We start from the raw sequence: 15,302 nt of genomic DNA on the forward strand, positions 1-15,302 counted from the left end.
GCTGCGGCTCGGGGGAATGCGGCAGCCGGCCGCCCTCCCGGCCCGACGGGGGCGGGGCCGGGGTATCGGGGAGGGGTCAGGCCCACAGGGCGCTGCCCCACTTGGTGAGGATCAGGATCGCGATGATGCCGATCCACAGCACGGGCACCGTCCAGTGGAACTCGGCCACGGTGCGGCGCACCTGGTCGGGGACGGTGATGAGCCCGTGGCGGATGTTGTGCACGGTGGTGTACCAGAAGATGAGGATCGTCACGGCCCAGACGAGGGTGCACCACAGGCACAGCGCGCCGATGGCGTACAGCGAGGAGTACTGCAGCCAGGTGATGAAGCCGATACCGAAGACGGTGCCTGCCTGCAGGCCCCACCAGTGCCATCGCCGGTAGCGGGCGCCGGCCAGCAGTCCGGCGCCGATGGCGATGACGGCGGGGAAGGCGACCCAGCCGATGAAAGGGTTGGGGAAGCCGAAGGTGGATGCCTGCCAGCTCTTCATGATGTTGTTGCAGGACAAGACGGGGTTGATGCTGCACGCCGAGACATAGTTCGGGTTGGCGAGCAGCTTCATCTTGTCGTGGGTGAGCACGGCCGAGGCGAGCAGGCCGAGCAAGCCGCCCAGGAGCAGCAGGAGCGCGAAGGCACGGTTGGCGCCGATCGGGGCGTGCGGGCTTCTCCGCTCGGCCGGGGAGGCCGTGTCGCGGGCTGCTGTCGTGGTCATGTGGGGTTCCGTTCCGGCAGTTGCCCGCGGCGGGGGCTTGGTCTGTTCCCGGCCGCAGCGGGTCTGGGCGTGGGCGCGGTCAGCAGCAGTGGCCGTCGCTGTCGCGGTCGGTTGAGGCCGGTGTGGGGACGGGCTGGGGCGCGCAGCAGTCGTCCGCTGCGGCGGCGGAGGGGGCTGTCCCGGTGGGAGTGGAGTGGCGGGCCGGCTGCCGTGTGCGGTGGCGGATGGCGGCGGCCGCCACAGCGAGGACGACCACCACGGCGGTGACGGCGATGGCGGTGGTATGGGCCTGGATCCAGGCGGTGGCGGTGGCGGAGAAGGTGGCGAGGCCGCCGCCGGGGGCGGCGGTGGTGGCGCCGCCGGTGGCAGCGGGGTACCAGTACCAGGCCAGGTAGGCGCCGGTGAGGACGAGGACGGCGGCGGTGATGCGGGTGCCGTGCCGGGCCAGGGCGGTGATCTTGCGGGTGAGGGCGGCGCCCGCGGCGGCGGTGGTGACCGCGACGAGCAGCAGGACGGCGGCCGATCCGGCGGCGTAGGCGGCGAAGACCGCGAGGAGCCCGGCGAAGCTGGCGGTGGCCTGGGCCTGGGCGATGACGGCGAGCAGCACGCCGAAGGTGCACGACAGGGACGCGGCGGCGTAGCCGACGCCGAAGGCCGCCATGCGCCGGGCGGTCGGGGGGCCCGCCGACCGGCGGGTGCTGGTGGTCAGGTGCAGCCGCAGGCTGGGTGTGCGGCCGGTGAGCATGACGGCGCCGAGGAGCAGCAGGAGGATGCCGGTGGCCAGGCCCAGCCAGGGGGCGGCTTGGATCAGGGCGCGGGCTCCGGCGCTGACGATGAGTCCGGCGGCTGCGAGGGTGCCGGCGAAGCCGAGGGTGAGGGCGGCGCCGGAGCGCAGGGCGCGGGTGAGGCGTACCGGCAGCGGGGAGGCGTCGCTGTCGCCCAGGGCGGCGGTGATCCAGGCGGGCAGCAGGGCGAAGCCGCAGGGGTTGACCGGGGCGAGCATCCCGGCGGCGAAGGCGAGGGCGAGCAGGCCGTTCATCACGCGCCTGCCTTCTTCAGGGCGTCCTGGATCTGGTCGGCGGAGGGGTCGGTGGCCCGGTAGGTGACCTTGCCCTGCGGGGCGACGACGATCAGTGTGGACAGCGCGGCGACCTGGTAGCGCTGGGAGAGGGCGGCGCCCTTGTCGATGGTGGCGGGCAGAGCCGGGGCCTTGATGTAGTCGAGGAACTGCATGATCGTCTGCTTCGACTCGTTCGGGTCCATGTCCACCGCGAGGAAGTTGGCCTTCTTCCCGGCCTTGTCGAACGCCTGGGCGGCCTTGTCCAGGCTCTTGGCCCCGCCGGCGCACTCGCCGCAGCCCACCGAGAAGAAGAACAGGGCGGAGGGCTTGTCCCCGGGCACCGCCAGCGTGGTGTCGTCGAGGAGGGCGACGGTGTCCGCCTTGGCAGCGGCGGCGTTGCCGCTGCCAGCGCTCGTGGCGGGGGTGTTCGCCTTGGTGTCGGTACCGCAGGCGGACAGGGTGAGCGCAGCGGTGGCAGCCGCAGCCAGAGCCAGGGCGGTACGGCGGCGCAGGCGGGTGCGGCGGGCGGTGGGGGACGGTGAGGTCATGGGTGGTGCGGGCCTTCCTCGAAGTCCGGGACTGGACGGGCGGTCCCGGTCGGCAGGGAGCGAATGGGGGAGCGCGGCGGTGACCGGCAGAACGGCGGGCGGGGCGTGAGCCGGGCGCCGGCCGGGTCACTGCTTGCGGAGCAGGTCGCGGTCGTGCTGGTCGGTGCGGGGGGCCGGGAGGCAGCAGGCATCGCCGTTGCCGGTGCGGCGGCGGCGCAGCCACCAGGTGAGAGCGCCGGCCAGCAGGACCGCGGCCGGGGCCAGCAGCCAGGGGCTGACCAGCACCCCGCCGAGTCCGGCCAGGGCGCCGCTGGCCAGCAGCACCGGCCCGGCGCAGCAGATGATCGGCAGCAGGGCGACGCCGACGACGGCGAGGGTGCCGAGCAGGCCGCCGCGGCGGTCACCGGGCTGGGTGGGCGGAGGCGTCATCGCTGCTCCCCCTCTCCGGGGATGCGGGTGCAGCAGTCCAGGGCGGCGGCGTTGTCGGCGGCCAGCGACCGGGCCAGCATGACCAGATCCGCGACGCGGGGGTCGCCGACGGAGTAGCGCAGTTTCTTGCCGTCCCGGCGGGCGCTCACATAGCCGCAGTCCACGAGACAGGACAGGTGGACCGACACCCGGGGCTGGGAGATACCGGCGTGCTCGACGCACTCCGCGCTGGTGCGCTCGCCACGCAGGATGAACTGCAGCAGCTTCAGCCGGGTGGGGTCGGCCAGCGCGCGGAAGAACCGGGCCGTGGTGTCCAGGTGCGTGCACGGCACCTCGGCCGTGGCCAGGGATCCGGCAAGGGCAGGGGATTTCATGGGCAGGGCCTTTCCACCAGCAGCTATTCGTCTGCCCGCATAGTAAGGTGGCGGTCTGCAATACGGCAAGCCGCATAGGAATGGGTCCGGCGTCCGGCGCTGGACCCCACTGAGGGAGGTAGTGCTGTGCTCCAGGCACACACCGGTTACGACCTGGCGATCATCGGCTCGGGCGCCGGCGCATTCGCCGCGGCCATCGCGGCCCGCAACAAGGGCAGGAGTGTGGTGATGGTCGAGCGCGGCACCACCGGCGGCACCTGCGTGAACGTCGGCTGCGTGCCGTCCAAGGCGCTGCTGGCCGCCGCCGAGGCCCGTCACGGCGCCCAGGCGGCGAGCCGGTTCCCCGGCATACAGGCCACCGAGCCCGCGCTGGACTTCCCCGCGCTGATCAGCGGCAAGGACACGCTGGTGGGGCAGCTGCGGGCGGAGAAGTACACCGACCTGGCCGCCGAGTACGGCTGGCAGATCGTGCACGGCACCGCCACCTTCGCCGACGGCCCCATGCTGGAGGTCGCGCTGAACGACGGCGGCACCGCCACCGTCGAGGCCGCCCACTACCTGATCGCCACCGGCTCCGCCCCCACCGCGCCGCACATCGACGGCCTGGACCAGGTGGACTACCTGACCTCCACCACCGCCATGGAACTCCAGCAGCTCCCCGAGCACCTGCTGATCCTCGGCGGCGGCTACGTCGGTCTGGAGCAGGCCCAGCTCTTCGCCCGCCTCGGCAGCCGGGTCACCCTGGCCGTCCGCTCCCGCCTGGCCTCCCGGGAAGAGCCGGAGATCTCCGCCGGAATCGAGAACATCTTCCGCGAGGAGGGCATCACCGTCCACACCCGCACCCAGCTCCGTGCGGTCCGCCGCGACGGCGAGGGCATCCTCGCCACCCTCACCGGCCCCGACGGCGATCAGCAGGTGCGCGCCAGCCACCTGCTCATCGCCACCGGACGACGGTCCGTCACCAACGGCCTCGGCCTGGAGCGGGTCGGGGTGAAGACCGGCGAGCGCGGCGAGGTCGTGGTGGACGAGTACCTGCGCACCGACAACCCCCGCATCTGGGCGGCCGGAGACGTCACCTGCCACCCGGACTTCGTGTACGTCGCCGCCGCGCACGGCACCCTGGTCGCCGACAACGCCCTGGACGGCGCCGAGCGCACCCTGGACTACACCGCCCTGCCGAAGGTCACCTTCACCAGCCCCGCCATCGCCTCGGTCGGACTGACCGAGGCCCAGCTGACCGAGGCCGGTATCGCCCACCAGACCCGCACCCTGTCCCTGGAGAACGTGCCCCGGGCGCTGGTCAACCGTGACACCCGCGGCCTGGTCAAGCTCATCGCCGAACGCGGCACCGGGAAGCTGCTGGCCGCCCACGTCCTCGCCGAGGGAGCGGGCGACGTCATCACCGCCGCCACCTACGCGATCACCGCCGGCCTCACCGTCGACCAGCTCGCCCGCACCTGGCACCCCTACCTGACCATGGCCGAAGCGTTGAAGCTCGCCGCCCAGACCTTCACCTCCGACGTCGCCAAGCTCTCCTGCTGCGCCGGCTGACCCACCCCACCCACCACCGCAAAGGACCCGCGCCCATGGACTCCCAGGCCCAGCAGCTCGCCACCCGGCTGACCACCGCGTTCAACGGCGGCGGAGCCGCCAGCTCCCGCCCCTGGCTGTGGCGCCCGCTACTCCAACTCCTCGCCCAGGGCCGACCCGTGACCGTCGAGCAGATCGCCCAGGCCACCGACCGCACCCCCGACCAGGTCCGCGAGGCCCTCGCCGCCAACCCCGACACCGAATACGACGAGAGGGGCCGGATCACCGGCAGCGGCCTCACCCAGAACCCCACCCCGCACCACTTCGAGGTCGACGGGCAGCAGCTCTACACCTGGTGCGCGCTGGACACCCTGATCTTCCCCGCCATCCTCGGCCGCCCCGCCCACGTGACGTCCCCGTGCCACGCCACCGGCACCCCCGTCCGCCTCACCGTCGAACCGGACCAGGTCACCAGCGTGGAGCCGGCCACCGCCGTCGTCTCGATCGTCACCCCCGACGCCCCGGCCTCGATCCGCACCGCCTTCTGCAACCAGGTCCACTTCTTCGCCACCCCCGACGCGGGCAAGGGCTGGCTGGAGGAGCACCCCGTCGCCACCGTCCTGCCCGTGGCCGATGCCTACCAACTCGGCCGACCCCTCACCGAGGCGCTCCTCACCGGCGACACCCCGCCCGGCTGCTGCTGAATCCCGTCCCCGGACGGGCAACGGCTGTGTGACACAGAATTAAGTATTCTGTGTCACACATGGGCTGAGCCGCTCCGAGCGACCTGGACAGATCCGCTCCGTCCGACGAGGCGGCTCGGCAACGTTCTGTGTCACCTCGGCCGGAGGTGCCCGCACGGCGTCCGTGATCCCTCTCCCGCGCACCTGGATCGGCGAGGACGTACGAAGAAACGGGCCCCGAGATCACCGCGTACTTCCCGCGGCCGGCCGTGCCCCCACGGCGCGAGGACCGCCTAGCACGACGGACAGGCCAACTCACCCGCCCGCAGCTGGCGTTCCACGCGTACGACATCGGTGTCGACGATGAGCACTCCGTACCTCCACCTCGTGCACACCGTGTCGTCGTGGACGAAGCAAGATCAGACTGCCCAGCAAGATCGACACTCATGTCCACCGCGAGTGTCGCCAACCCCCGCCTTCGTACTCATACAGAGAGTCGTCCAACAGCAGCAGGTCGGCCGCGGGCTCCTCGTTCGGGAAGTCCGGCACGACCAAGACCTCGATGTTCATGCCCCCAGGATCGCGCTCATCGCGGCATTGTGGCTTTTGGCCCCACCTTGGCTGAACCCCATCTGGGCTCAGCCGCGAATACGCGACACCTGAACATGCGAGCTCACCAGTCCCGAGGCCATATTCGCCCGCGGAGTGAGCAGCCCCGTAGCTCAGCCCGGTCACGTCAGCGATGACAAGTATTCGGACCAGTTCTCGCCGGCGAGCGTGGCCCAGCGTTCGGCTGTCTTGGGGTGGATGCCGAGCAGGTCAGCGATGACCATGGGCGGCAGGTCGGCCAAGGCGTCCACCATGGCGGTGTTCCGAGCTGCGCGGGCGGGCAGACCGTGTTGTCTCAGCGTGTCGGCGAGGCCGAGGGGGTTACGCGGGCGTCCAGGACTTTGGCCGGGCAAGAGGTACCTACGTCCGGCCGTGGTGCTGTGCCGGGGCGTGCTGTGGCGGAGCTGATCGTCGATGAGACGGGCGAGCTTAGGCGGGAGCACGAAGGGGTGCTGGTTGACCGCCAGGTAGGTGTGCTCCTGGTCGCGGCTGATGTGGTCCTCGGTGAGCTCGACGATGCGGGTCAGGGGAAGGGCGTAGAGACGGACGAGAGCAGCCGCGACGCGGACGTCCAAGGGCAACGCGGTGTCGTTGAAGCAGCGCAACAGCTCGTTTCGGGCCTCGTCCTCGGCTTGGAAGTGGCCGGGGAGTTGCGAGGCTGGGTGCTCGATGCTCAGACCGGGTGGGCAGAGGCGTCGTGCGGTGCTCCAGCGGAGGAAGGGGATGGAACGGGAGCGCAGGGTTGGCCTGTCGGTCGCCCAGACGTCCAGATGCGGCTGCTGGAGTCGACGGAGGCTCAGGTGCTGGGAGTCGAGCCAGTTCAGGAAGTCGATGGCGGCGAGCACGTTGCCGCAGTTGCCTTTGTGCGCGGCGTAGGTGTAACGGCCTCGGGCTGAGCGTCGGCGGGCGTCGCGGATGATGTGCCACTCGGCGAACGGACGAATGAGATTGGCGTGCCGCGCTGGGAGTTCGGCCACGGTCCGCGCGACCCAGTTGGTGAGCAGGGCGAGATTCTCATCGCGTGGCGGCAGGATGCCGGCGGTGACAAGCAACCCGCGCACGTAGGCGGTGGCAGCCCGTTGTGGCAGCGTGTCGAGGGATTCATGGTTCAGCGCTCCAGGATCGAGGACCAGGCGCCCCAGGAGACGGGCGGCGGGGCTTCGGCGCAGCCACTGCAGGACGCGGTAGGGGTTTTCCGCGCTGGTCAGAACGACGGCGAGGGGTTGAAGTGGCTGGGCCACGCTTGTGCCGTTTACGGAGAGCAGATCGGTCACGCGGGCGGCCAGGGTGCAGCAGGGACAGCGGTGGCCGGAGTAGAGGTCCGCCGGTTCACCGCAGGCCGAACACCGCTCGACCGGTTCGTCGGGGAACGAGCACGTCTTGCACAGGAGGGTTCCCTCGGCTGTCTGACCGATCAGGATGCGATGTCGACTGCACGTGGCGCACGGTGCAGGGGTCGACAGAGCTGCTCTGTAGCAGGAGTCGCACACTGGCCCTCGCGGCCAGAAGACCTTGACCTTCGTGACCTTGCCGCACAGGGCGCATGCGCACTCTTCGCGAGGGCGGCACGTGTCGCAGTGGAACGGGCCCAGGCCACCGTTGATGTGGTGGCCTGGGCGGGCCCGTTCACAGATGGCGCAGGTCTTCTCGTGTCGCTTGTAGCACCGGTCGCAGGTGTCCGGCCTGGTGCCGTCGGCCCGGGCGACGATGGGAACGGTCTGGCCGCAGACACCGCACAGGCGGGCAGGGCTGGAGTAGCAGCTGCCGCAGACCGGTCCGTCGGAGGTCAGTGCGTTGACCCGGCGTAGTCGTCCGCAACGGCAACAGGCCTGAGTGTTCTTGGGAGCACAGGTCTGGCAGAGGCTGGTGCCGTCGGGCAGGCGCCGGTACGAGATCATCATCCGGCGGCAGTCGGCGCATTCCTCCTTGGCATCCGGCTCCTTGTTCCTGCACGGATTGCAGATGCCGCCCTCCGGTCGGCGGGCGTAGATGCTGGCCACTTTGCCGCAGCGGGCGCACGGCTTCTTGGCACGTCGGCTGGCGCAGCGTGAACACAGTCGTCCCTCCGGTCCGTTGTTGGCGGGAAGAGGGTCAGTCCGTCCGCAGTCGCCACAGGCCACCAGAGCGACCTTGTCACCGTGCCCGGCGGCGGTGAGCGCAGCCAGCAAACGCACAACACAGGTCGGGCAGTCGCTACTGGGCGTGCTCAGCGCGTCGGGCCGCTCGGACAGATAGCGCACCAGGCGGAAGGCGTTCGCCCCACGCCATGCCCGCGCCTCCTCCGTCACGGCCTGCGCCTGTTCGGGGGCAAGGGAATCGCCCACCGCTGACCGCAGCAGTGCGACGATCTGCTCCTGCGCGGCGGCGAGTTCGGCGCGTAAGCGGATCTGGTCCGGTGTCAGCGGCCTCACGGCTGACCCGGGCGCCGGATCGTGGTACGCCGCTCCTTCAGCGGCAGTGGCTCGGCCTGTCCGTCCGCGGTCTTCTTGACCTGTGCGTTGACTACCTTCGGCTTGATGAGATCGTTCGGTGTGCACTCGAAGATGTCGCACAGCGCGACCAAGGTGTCCATGCTCATCCGCTGGGGCGGCTGTGTCACCAAGCGGTAGACCTGCTCACGCGACAGGGTCACGCCACGTTCCGCCAGGAGCGGCACCAGGTCCGAGGTCTGGAACATCTGGTGCTCGGCCATCGTGGCCCGCAGACACCACTCGTAGCCCATCTTCTTGATCATTTAAGGTCCCAGTCGTCACCCAGCCGGCGCTTCAGCGAAGCCTCCAGGAGCTGGTTCCGGTACTCGTCAGAGACGCCCATGTAGATGGCCGTCGTAGAAGCGTGGGTATGGCCCACCTGCTCTTGAACGAAGCGGGCAGGGTAGCCGAACTCGGTCAGATGCGTGATGTAGCTGTGGCGCAGACAGTGCAGGTCGAGGTCCTCGTCGAGGCCGGCGTCCTGGCGTGCCGTCACGAACGCCTCGTTGATCGAGCGGGGAGACATCCGTCCGACCCGCTCGGTCACCCACAAGGCCGGGTGCCGGTCCGGCGAGAGCCGCGGGCGAATCTCGTGCACCCACTCGTCGAGGACGTCGACTACCCAGTCCATCTCAGGGACCAGAAGCACGGTCCGTCGCTTCGGCGGTGTCCCCTTGGAGGACTTGCCGTACCGGACGGTCATGCTGCCGGCCTGCCCGAACTGCGGCGCCTTCCTGTGCCGCCGCAAATCCACCAGGTCGACCTTCGAGGACTCGGTCCGCCGGGTTCCGTACGCGTAGATCGTCTTGAGCGCGGCAGCATCACGTAGCGCGGTGAGTGCGCCCTTGCGGCCCTGCCCGTGAATGCGTCGGGGCCGGGCATCGGCGGCGTCAAACAGCGCTTGGACCTCGTCGTAAGTCAGAGGCCGACGCCGGGGATCGCCCTCGTACTCCACCGAGTGCAGGACAGAGTTGCCCTCGTGAAAGATCACCTGCGGTGACAGGCCGAACCGTTCCTGGCAGGTCTCAACCCACCCGTACCGGCGGTCCAGCAGGAACTCCACGAACAGCTCGATCACCACCTCGTAGGACCGAGCCGTAGACAACTGGATCGGCTTGGCCCCGCTGCGAAGGTGGACGATGAACGCCTCGCCATCGGCGGGAGTCCACTGCCACGGGTACAACCCCGTGAAATCCTCGAACCGTTGGATCAGACGCAGCCGGGGCTGGATCGTCGAAGCCTGGAGAAACCGCGCGGACTGCTGCCGAGCCCATCCCTCCTTCATTGCAGAGGAAACCGCTGGCTCCGGGTCCAGAAGGACAACGTTCGGGGCCAGGGCAAGACGCACCGAACCGGGTGCCTCAGCGACCATGCCCGCCGTTGTATCAAACGCATCATTGTTGCGTCCATACCGAGCGGCGCTGGTCAGTCGTGTACGGGAGCTCCGGGCGTTCCCGCATCAGGGCCTCTGATCAGCCAGGACGTTCGTGATGAGGCTCTACGAACTGTTGCAACCAATGCAATTCATCCTGTTTCGCAGTTTGCGCCAGTCGCGCCGGCCGCCGCGGTAGGGACCGTCGAGCCGTTTGACGACCAGGCCCTCGATCCCGTTCGCGGTCAGCGTCTCGTACCAGAGCGAGGCCACCTCCTCGTCGGTCGTCATCGGCACCGCCTGGACGGGCGGTCCGACCGGGGCCAGCAGACCGGTCAGCGCGGTGCGCCGCCGCCGGTACGGCAGCGGCCGGAGGTCCGTGGTGCCGGTGGCCAGCAGGTCGAAGGCCGCGTACGAGGCGGGGAGTCGCCGGGCGAGCTCGGCCGCCCGGCCGCGGCGGGCCATGGCGCGCTTCTGCACGGCGGCGAAGTCGGTCCGCCCCTCCGTCCAGACGACCACCTCGCCGTCCAGCACCGTCCCGGCGGGCAGCGCCTCGGCCGCCGTCACCAGATCGGGAAAGGAGTCGGTGACGATCCGGCCGGAGCGCGCCTGGAGGAGGACGCGGTCCGGGTCGCGCAGCAGGACGACCCGGTGGCCGTCGAACTTGGGTTCGTACGCGAGACCGGTGCCGCGGGGCAGCCGCTCCACTGGCCGGGCCAGTGCCACCTCCACCGGCGGGCGCAGCACGGCCCGGGCGGGCCGGGCGCCGGTGCCGGGGGCCGGCCGGCCGCCGCCGGCGCTCTCCGCGCCGGCGTCCCCCGGCCCCGGCCCGCGCCCGTCCCCGGCGCCCGTGCCCCGGGCCGGTTCCGCTCCGGGGCCGCTCATGGCGCCCGCAGGTCCGGCAGCGGGTGGCCGCGTTCCGGGTCGAGGAGCCCGGCCAGCAGGTCCCCGTGCCCCTCCAGCCGTCCCGGCAGGTCACCGGCGCGGAAGGCGAGCTGCTCCGGGTCCGCGCAGGCCCGGACCTCCGCCCACTCCACCGGCGTGGAGACGGTCGGGGTGTCGCGGGCCCGCAGCGTGTACGGCGCGGCGGTGGTCTTGGCGGCCGCGTTCTGGCTGAAGTCGACGAAGACCTTCCCCGGCCGCAGCGAGCGGGACATCCGGTGGGTGACCAGCCCCGGCATCGCCCGCGTGGCCTCCACCGCCAGGGCCTTGGCGTAGGAGGTGACCTCGCGCGAGGGCGCGGGAGGGTGCAGCGGGACGAGCAGGTGCAGCCCCTTGGAACCGCTCGTCTTGGCGTAGGCGTGCAGGCCGTCCCCGGCCAGCCGCTCGCGCAGCCAGTCCGCGACGACGCAGCACTCGACGACCGTCGCCGGGCTGCCCGGGTCGAGATCGAGGACGAGACGGTCGGCGAGGGCGGGCTCGGCGGCCTTCCACTGCGGGGTGTGCAGCTCGGTGACGAGGTTCGCCACCCAGACCAGCGTCGGCAGGTCCTGCACCAGGATCTGCCGCGCCCATTTGTCCTCCGAGCGCGGGACCTCGGCGGTCTTCACCCAGGCGGGGGCACCGGGCGGCACGTTCTTCGCGAAGAAGTGCTCGCCCCCCGCGCCGTCCGGATAGCGCAGCAGGGACAGCGGGCGGTCGTGCAGGTGGGGCAGGAGTGCCGGCGCGACAGCGGCGTAGTAGTGCAGGACCTCACCCTTGGTGAAACCGCTCGGATAGAGGACCTTCTCGAGATTGCTGAGCGCCAGCCGCCGCCCCTCCACCTCGGCGATGATCGACATAGCATGGATCATCACATGAAGGCACGAAAGGTGTGAATCGTGCGATCCATCTGGAAGGGTTCCATTTCCTTCGGCCTGGTCAGCATCCCGGTCAAGGTCTTCGGGGCGACGGAGAACCACTCGGTCTCGTTCCGCCAGGTCCACGCGGCCGACGGCGGGCGCATCCGCTACCGCAAGGTCTGCGAGCTGGACGAGGAGGAAGTCCCCACGGAGGAGATCACCAAGGCCTTCGAGGCCGCCGACGGGACGACCGTGCCGCTCAGCGACGAGGACCTCTCCGCGCTGCCGCTGCCCACCGCCCGCACCATCGAGATCCTCGCCTTCGTGCCCGCCGACACCGTGGACCCCCTCCAGCTCGACCGCTCGTACTACCTCGGTGCCGACGGCGGCGGCGCGGCCAAGCCGTACGTCCTGCTCCGCGAGGCGCTGAACCGCAGCGAGAAGGTGGCCATCGCCAAACTGGCCCTCCGCGGCCGCGAGACCCTGGCGATGCTGCGGGTCGTCGACGACGCCCTCGCCCTGCACACCATGCTCTGGCCGGACGAGATCCGGCCCGCGACCGGGGTCGCGCCCGACACCGAGGTCGGCATCCGCGACGCGGAACTCGACCTCGCCGACACCCTGATGGAGACCCTCGGCGACCTGGATCCCGGGGAGCTGCACGACGAGTACCGGGAAGCCGTCGAGGCGCTGGTCGCCGCGAAGCTGGAGGGCGTCGAGCCGGAGGAGGCGCGGGAGCGGGTGGAGGCCGGGGGCAAGGTCATCGACCTGATGGCCGCGCTGGAGAACAGCGTCCGCGCGGCACGGGAGGGGCGCGGCGAGGAGGCCGGGGCGGCAGGCGGGGAGGGGGCCGCCGGGGCGGAGGGCGAAGAAGCGGAGGGCGACGTCCGGGAGCTGCGGTCCGGGAAGGGCGCCGGAAAGGGCGCCGGGAAGACGGCGGCCGGGAAGACGGCGGCGCGGAAGAGCACCGCCAAGCGCGGGGAAGCGGAGGAGGAAGGGGCGGGCAAGGCCGGCAAGAAGACCGGGGGAAGCCGGAAGAGCACGGCGGCGAAGAAGAGCGGATCGGCGGCAAAGGACTCCCGCGGGCGGCGGAGCACGTCCGGGGCGGCGAAGAAGACGGCGTCCGCCAAGAAGCGGGACCGCGCCACCGGCTGACGGCCCCGCACGGGATTCAGTGGCCGGCGGCCGTACGGGCGCGGCGGCGCAGATACAGGCCGAGTGCCGCGGCCGCCAGCAGCAGGGCGCCGCCCGCCGCCGTCACCGTCCCGCGGAAGCCGCCCGCTCCGGCCTCCACCGCATCCCGCGAGACGGTGACGCGCGTGGCGGCCGACCGGCCCTCGGGGCGGCCGCACCGGACGCTCACCTGGTGCTCGCCGGTCCGGGCGTGGAGATGGACCGTGGCGCTCCCGAACAGGTGACCGGCCTTCAGATCGCCCGGTTCCAGCCTGACGCGCCCGAAGGCCGGGGACGAGGCCGTGCCGGTACGGCTGTCGCACCCGGTGGCCCGCAGGCGCAGCGTGCCGCCCGGCGCGACGGTGGACGGCTCCGTCTCGACGGCGGGGCCCGGCGGGGCGTCGTCCGAGGCGGCGGCCGCGGCGGGGGCGAACGGCTCCGCCGCCGTGAGCGGAGCCGCGCTCAGGACGGCGGCGGCCAGGGCGGCCGGCGCGACGAGGCGTGTGCTGCGCATGGGCGGGTCCTCCTCCACCTCCACGGCGGGCTCCGGGTCCGCCGTGTGCGGCCGGAGACCCGCGCTCTCCTCGGGGAAGGCTAGGAGCCCCGCCCGGGCCCGGCGATCCGGGCGCTGCGAACGAGTGGCCGTACGAACGACTGGCCGTACGGAGGAGCGGCCGGACGGGTGAGGGCCGCACCGGGCGGCGCCGCGGCCGTGCGACCCGGGCCGTGGGGGCGGCGGGCGAACCGGGGCGGGGGAGAAACGCTCGCGGGCTACGCCGTCGCGTCCGGCCGCGGCCCGTCGGGGCGGGCAGGGCGCCGGAGGGCGTACGCGGCCGCCGAGCCCGCCGCGAGGAGGGCCAGCACCGAGACGGCGGCGCCGAACCAGGAGGCGCCCAGCCACTGCCCGCCGACATAGCCGAGGCTCACGCCGTAGCCCGCCCACATCAGGCCCGCCAGCGCGGACCACGGCAGGAACTCGCGGACCGCGCGGTGCGCGGCGCCCGCGCCCAGGCTCACCACCGACCGGCCCGCGGGCGCGAAGCGGGCGAGCAGCACCAGCGGGCCGCCGCCCCGGACCAGCGCGGTGCCCAGCCGGTCCTGCGCGGAGGAGAGCCGGCGGGACCGGGCGATGGCGCGGTCGAACCGCTCGCCGCCGCGCCGGGCCAGCCGGTACGCGGCCAGGTCGCCGAGGACGGAGGCGGTCGCGGCGCAGAGGGCGAGCACCAGGAGGTCCGGCACACCGCCCGCGGCGGGGCCGGCCGCACCGGTGGCGGCGTCGACGGCGTCGGCCGCACCCGCGCCCGCCGCCGCGGTGGCCGCCGCGATCACCAGGACCCCGCTCGGCAGCACGGGCAGGAAGACGTCGAGCAGCACCGACACCACGACGATGACGTAGATGCACGGGGCCGCCGTCAGCGACCCCAGATCCTCCAGCACGGCTTCTCCCATCCGAACCCCCGACCGCGCGTCGCGGGGGTGCGGCAGAAGCGGTCATGTACCGCCGTACAGCGTACGCCCGGGGCGGGCGGGGCCGGTCTCCGGGCCGCGCCGCGCCGGACCCGGGCGCGGAACATCCGTACGGCGGGCACGGAGCGCCGGCGCCGCCGGGAAGGGATGGTCGCCCGGAGACCCCGGAACCGCAGAGCGGCGTATGGACGAGGAGTGCGATGAACGCGGTGACATCGGTGAAGAGCAGGCGTACGGCGGCCCGTTGGGGCGGGTGGCGGACCCGGGCGGCGGCCGGCGGCAGTGCCGCCCCGGCCGTCCTGCTCGTCCTGGTGCTGGCCCTGACCGGCGGCCTGCCGTTCGTGGGGCAGGCCGGCGCGGCGGAGCCGGACCCGGAGCGGAGTGACGGAAGCCCTGCCGCCGCCGGCGACGCGCCGTTCGGCCACTGGCTCCGCGACGTGCTCGGCCCCCGTCTGCCGGAGGACGGCTCCACCGCCGCCCGGGACGCCGGGGCCCCGGAAGGGGGCGGGGAGCGGACGTCCCGGGACGCCCCCCGGTTCTCCCGGGTCAGCGCGGCTTCGTCATTCGCGCCGGTGCCCCCGCACGGCCTGCTGAACGCGGTCACCTACGACACGGAAGCCGTGCCGCCCGGGGCCCGGATCGGCGTGCGCCAGTGGACGGACCCGGAGGGGACGACGGTGCGGCTCCGGGTGGGCGGGCTCGAGCCCGGCCGCGCCTACGGAGCCCATGTGCACACCCGGCCCTGCGGCGCCGAACCGGACTCCTCCGGGCCGCACTACCAGCACCGCCGGGACCCCGAACAGCCGTCCACCGACCCCCGGTACGCCAACCCGGACAACGAGGTGTGGCTGGACTTCACCACTGACGAGGCCGGCGACGGCGCGGCGGAGGCCCGGCAGGACTGGAACTTCCGGCCCGGCGAGGCCCGTTCCGTGGTGCTGCACGAGCACACCACGGCGACGGAGGACGGCGCGGCCGGTACCGCCGGTGCGCGGCTGGCCTGCTTCACGGTGCCGTTCGCCGCGCAGCGCTGAGGAGGCGCCGGGGGCCGTGGCCCGGCCGGACCGGCGGTGCGCCGGTCCGGCCGGGGCGG

At 72.3% G+C, this 15,302-nt stretch carries 16 protein-coding genes and 1 pseudogene; 4 read left to right on the forward strand and 13 right to left on the reverse strand.

What is annotated here, in order from left to right; translation table 11 throughout:
- Window positions 1-76: 76 nt before the first annotated feature.
- The 5 genes from SXIN_RS22900 to SXIN_RS22920 all read right to left on the reverse strand — a co-directional run bounded on the left by SXIN_RS22900 (window position 77) and on the right by SXIN_RS22920 (window position 3,123).
- A complete protein-coding gene (locus SXIN_RS22900) occupies window positions 77-712 on the reverse strand; it encodes a vitamin K epoxide reductase family protein (RefSeq protein ID WP_016325367.1) in 636 nt (211 codons plus the stop codon).
- A gap of 79 nt (window positions 713-791) precedes the next feature.
- Complete coding sequence (locus tag SXIN_RS32815; protein ID WP_019709287.1) at window positions 792-1,751, reverse strand: cytochrome c biogenesis CcdA family protein; 960 nt, start codon at window positions 1,749-1,751, stop codon at window positions 792-794.
- A complete protein-coding gene (locus SXIN_RS22910) occupies window positions 1,751-2,320 on the reverse strand; it encodes a TlpA family protein disulfide reductase (RefSeq protein ID WP_016325365.1) in 570 nt (189 codons plus the stop codon). The genes SXIN_RS32815 and SXIN_RS22910 overlap by 1 nt, the downstream gene beginning before the upstream one ends.
- A 126-nt stretch (window positions 2,321-2,446) precedes the next feature.
- Entirely contained in the window at window positions 2,447-2,749 is a 303-nt protein-coding gene (locus tag SXIN_RS22915; protein WP_016325364.1) for a mercuric transporter, read from the reverse strand.
- Window positions 2,746-3,123 carry an ArsR/SmtB family transcription factor gene (locus SXIN_RS22920; RefSeq protein WP_016325363.1) on the reverse strand — a complete coding sequence of 126 codons (378 nt, stop codon included), beginning with the start codon at window positions 3,121-3,123 and terminating at the stop codon, window positions 2,746-2,748. Before SXIN_RS22920 ends, SXIN_RS22915 begins: the two co-directional genes overlap by 4 nt.
- 126 nt (window positions 3,124-3,249) lie before the next feature.
- On the opposite strand from SXIN_RS22920, the gene merA reads away from it, so the two are divergent.
- Complete coding sequence (gene merA / locus SXIN_RS22925; RefSeq protein ID WP_016325362.1) at window positions 3,250-4,674, forward strand: mercury(II) reductase; 1,425 nt, start codon at window positions 3,250-3,252, stop codon at window positions 4,672-4,674.
- A 35-nt stretch (window positions 4,675-4,709) separates the two neighbouring features.
- Window positions 4,710-5,357, forward strand: a complete 648-nt coding sequence (merB, locus tag SXIN_RS22930) for an organomercurial lyase MerB (protein WP_016325361.1) — start codon at window positions 4,710-4,712, stop codon at window positions 5,355-5,357.
- Window positions 5,358-5,780: 423 nt separating this feature from the next.
- Here merB and SXIN_RS32820 read toward each other — a convergent pair whose 3' ends face one another.
- The 6 genes and pseudogenes from SXIN_RS32820 to ligD form a co-directional block, all read right to left on the reverse strand.
- Window positions 5,781-5,906, reverse strand: a complete 126-nt coding sequence (locus SXIN_RS32820) for a hypothetical protein (RefSeq protein WP_019709288.1) — start codon at window positions 5,904-5,906, stop codon at window positions 5,781-5,783.
- A 161-nt stretch (window positions 5,907-6,067) separates the two neighbouring features.
- On the reverse strand, window positions 6,068-8,356 hold the full coding sequence (locus SXIN_RS31755; RefSeq protein ID WP_016325360.1) for a hypothetical protein: 2,289 nt from the start codon (window positions 8,354-8,356) through the stop codon (window positions 6,068-6,070).
- Window positions 8,353-8,679, reverse strand: coding sequence for a helix-turn-helix domain-containing protein (locus SXIN_RS22940; protein WP_016325359.1), 327 nt, complete (start codon window positions 8,677-8,679; stop codon window positions 8,353-8,355). Before SXIN_RS22940 ends, SXIN_RS31755 begins: the two co-directional genes overlap by 4 nt.
- Window positions 8,676-9,788: a tyrosine-type recombinase/integrase gene (locus SXIN_RS22945; RefSeq protein ID WP_016325358.1), complete on the reverse strand. Its 1,113-nt coding sequence runs from the start codon at window positions 9,786-9,788 to the stop codon at window positions 8,676-8,678. The genes SXIN_RS22940 and SXIN_RS22945 overlap by 4 nt, the downstream gene beginning before the upstream one ends.
- Before the next feature lie 159 nt (window positions 9,789-9,947).
- Window positions 9,948-10,520: pseudogene (locus SXIN_RS22950) on the reverse strand (ATP-dependent DNA ligase); the annotation flags it as partial.
- Between the two features lie 149 nt (window positions 10,521-10,669).
- Window positions 10,670-11,569, reverse strand: coding sequence for a non-homologous end-joining DNA ligase (gene ligD / locus SXIN_RS22955; protein ID WP_019709292.1), 900 nt, complete (start codon window positions 11,567-11,569; stop codon window positions 10,670-10,672).
- Between the two features lie 39 nt (window positions 11,570-11,608).
- Here ligD and ku point away from each other — a divergent pair, with 39 nt between their 5' ends.
- Window positions 11,609-12,724, forward strand: a complete 1,116-nt coding sequence (gene ku, locus SXIN_RS22960) for a non-homologous end joining protein Ku (RefSeq protein ID WP_019709293.1) — start codon at window positions 11,609-11,611, stop codon at window positions 12,722-12,724.
- A gap of 16 nt (window positions 12,725-12,740) precedes the next feature.
- Here ku and SXIN_RS22965 read toward each other — a convergent pair whose 3' ends face one another.
- Together SXIN_RS22965 and SXIN_RS22970 are read right to left on the reverse strand one after the other, a co-directional pair.
- Window positions 12,741-13,256, reverse strand: a complete 516-nt coding sequence (locus SXIN_RS22965; RefSeq protein ID WP_157916333.1) for a hypothetical protein — start codon at window positions 13,254-13,256, stop codon at window positions 12,741-12,743.
- A 257-nt stretch (window positions 13,257-13,513) separates the two neighbouring features.
- On the reverse strand, window positions 13,514-14,179 hold the full coding sequence (locus tag SXIN_RS22970; protein WP_095757444.1) for a DedA family protein: 666 nt from the start codon (window positions 14,177-14,179) through the stop codon (window positions 13,514-13,516).
- A 230-nt stretch (window positions 14,180-14,409) separates the two neighbouring features.
- On the opposite strand from SXIN_RS22970, the gene SXIN_RS22975 reads away from it, so the two are divergent.
- Window positions 14,410-15,243, forward strand: a complete 834-nt coding sequence (locus SXIN_RS22975; protein WP_019709295.1) for a superoxide dismutase family protein — start codon at window positions 14,410-14,412, stop codon at window positions 15,241-15,243.
- Window positions 15,244-15,302 lie beyond the last annotated feature (59 nt).

The organism is Streptomyces xinghaiensis S187 (assembly GCF_000220705.2).
Taxonomy (GTDB): Bacteria; Actinomycetota; Actinomycetes; order Streptomycetales; family Streptomycetaceae; genus Streptomyces; species Streptomyces xinghaiensis.

What these genes read in the sequence shown, in the direction of transcription:
- SXIN_RS22900 (WP_016325367.1), bottom strand. Translation starts at nt 712, where the DNA reads ATGACCACGACAGCAGCCCGCGACACGGCCTCCCCGGCCGAGCGGAGA.
- SXIN_RS32815 (WP_019709287.1), bottom strand. Translation starts at nt 1,751, where the DNA reads ATGAACGGCCTGCTCGCCCTCGCCTTCGCCGCCGGGATGCTCGCCCCG.
- SXIN_RS22910 (WP_016325365.1), bottom strand. Translation starts at nt 2,320, where the DNA reads ATGACCTCACCGTCCCCCACCGCCCGCCGCACCCGCCTGCGCCGCCGT.
- SXIN_RS22915 (WP_016325364.1), bottom strand. Translation starts at nt 2,749, where the DNA reads ATGACGCCTCCGCCCACCCAGCCCGGTGACCGCCGCGGCGGCCTGCTC.
- SXIN_RS22920 (WP_016325363.1), bottom strand. Translation starts at nt 3,123, where the DNA reads ATGAAATCCCCTGCCCTTGCCGGATCCCTGGCCACGGCCGAGGTGCCG.
- merB (WP_016325361.1), top strand. Translation starts at nt 4,710, where the DNA reads ATGGACTCCCAGGCCCAGCAGCTCGCCACCCGGCTGACCACCGCGTTC.
- SXIN_RS32820 (WP_019709288.1), bottom strand. Translation starts at nt 5,906, where the DNA reads ATGAACATCGAGGTCTTGGTCGTGCCGGACTTCCCGAACGAGGAGCCC.
- SXIN_RS22940 (WP_016325359.1), bottom strand. Translation starts at nt 8,679, where the DNA reads ATGATCAAGAAGATGGGCTACGAGTGGTGTCTGCGGGCCACGATGGCC.
- SXIN_RS22945 (WP_016325358.1), bottom strand. Translation starts at nt 9,788, where the DNA reads ATGGTCGCTGAGGCACCCGGTTCGGTGCGTCTTGCCCTGGCCCCGAAC.
- ligD (WP_019709292.1), bottom strand. Translation starts at nt 11,569, where the DNA reads ATGTCGATCATCGCCGAGGTGGAGGGGCGGCGGCTGGCGCTCAGCAAT.
- SXIN_RS22965 (WP_157916333.1), bottom strand. Translation starts at nt 13,256, where the DNA reads ATGCGCAGCACACGCCTCGTCGCGCCGGCCGCCCTGGCCGCCGCCGTC.
- SXIN_RS22975 (WP_019709295.1), top strand. Translation starts at nt 14,410, where the DNA reads ATGAACGCGGTGACATCGGTGAAGAGCAGGCGTACGGCGGCCCGTTGG.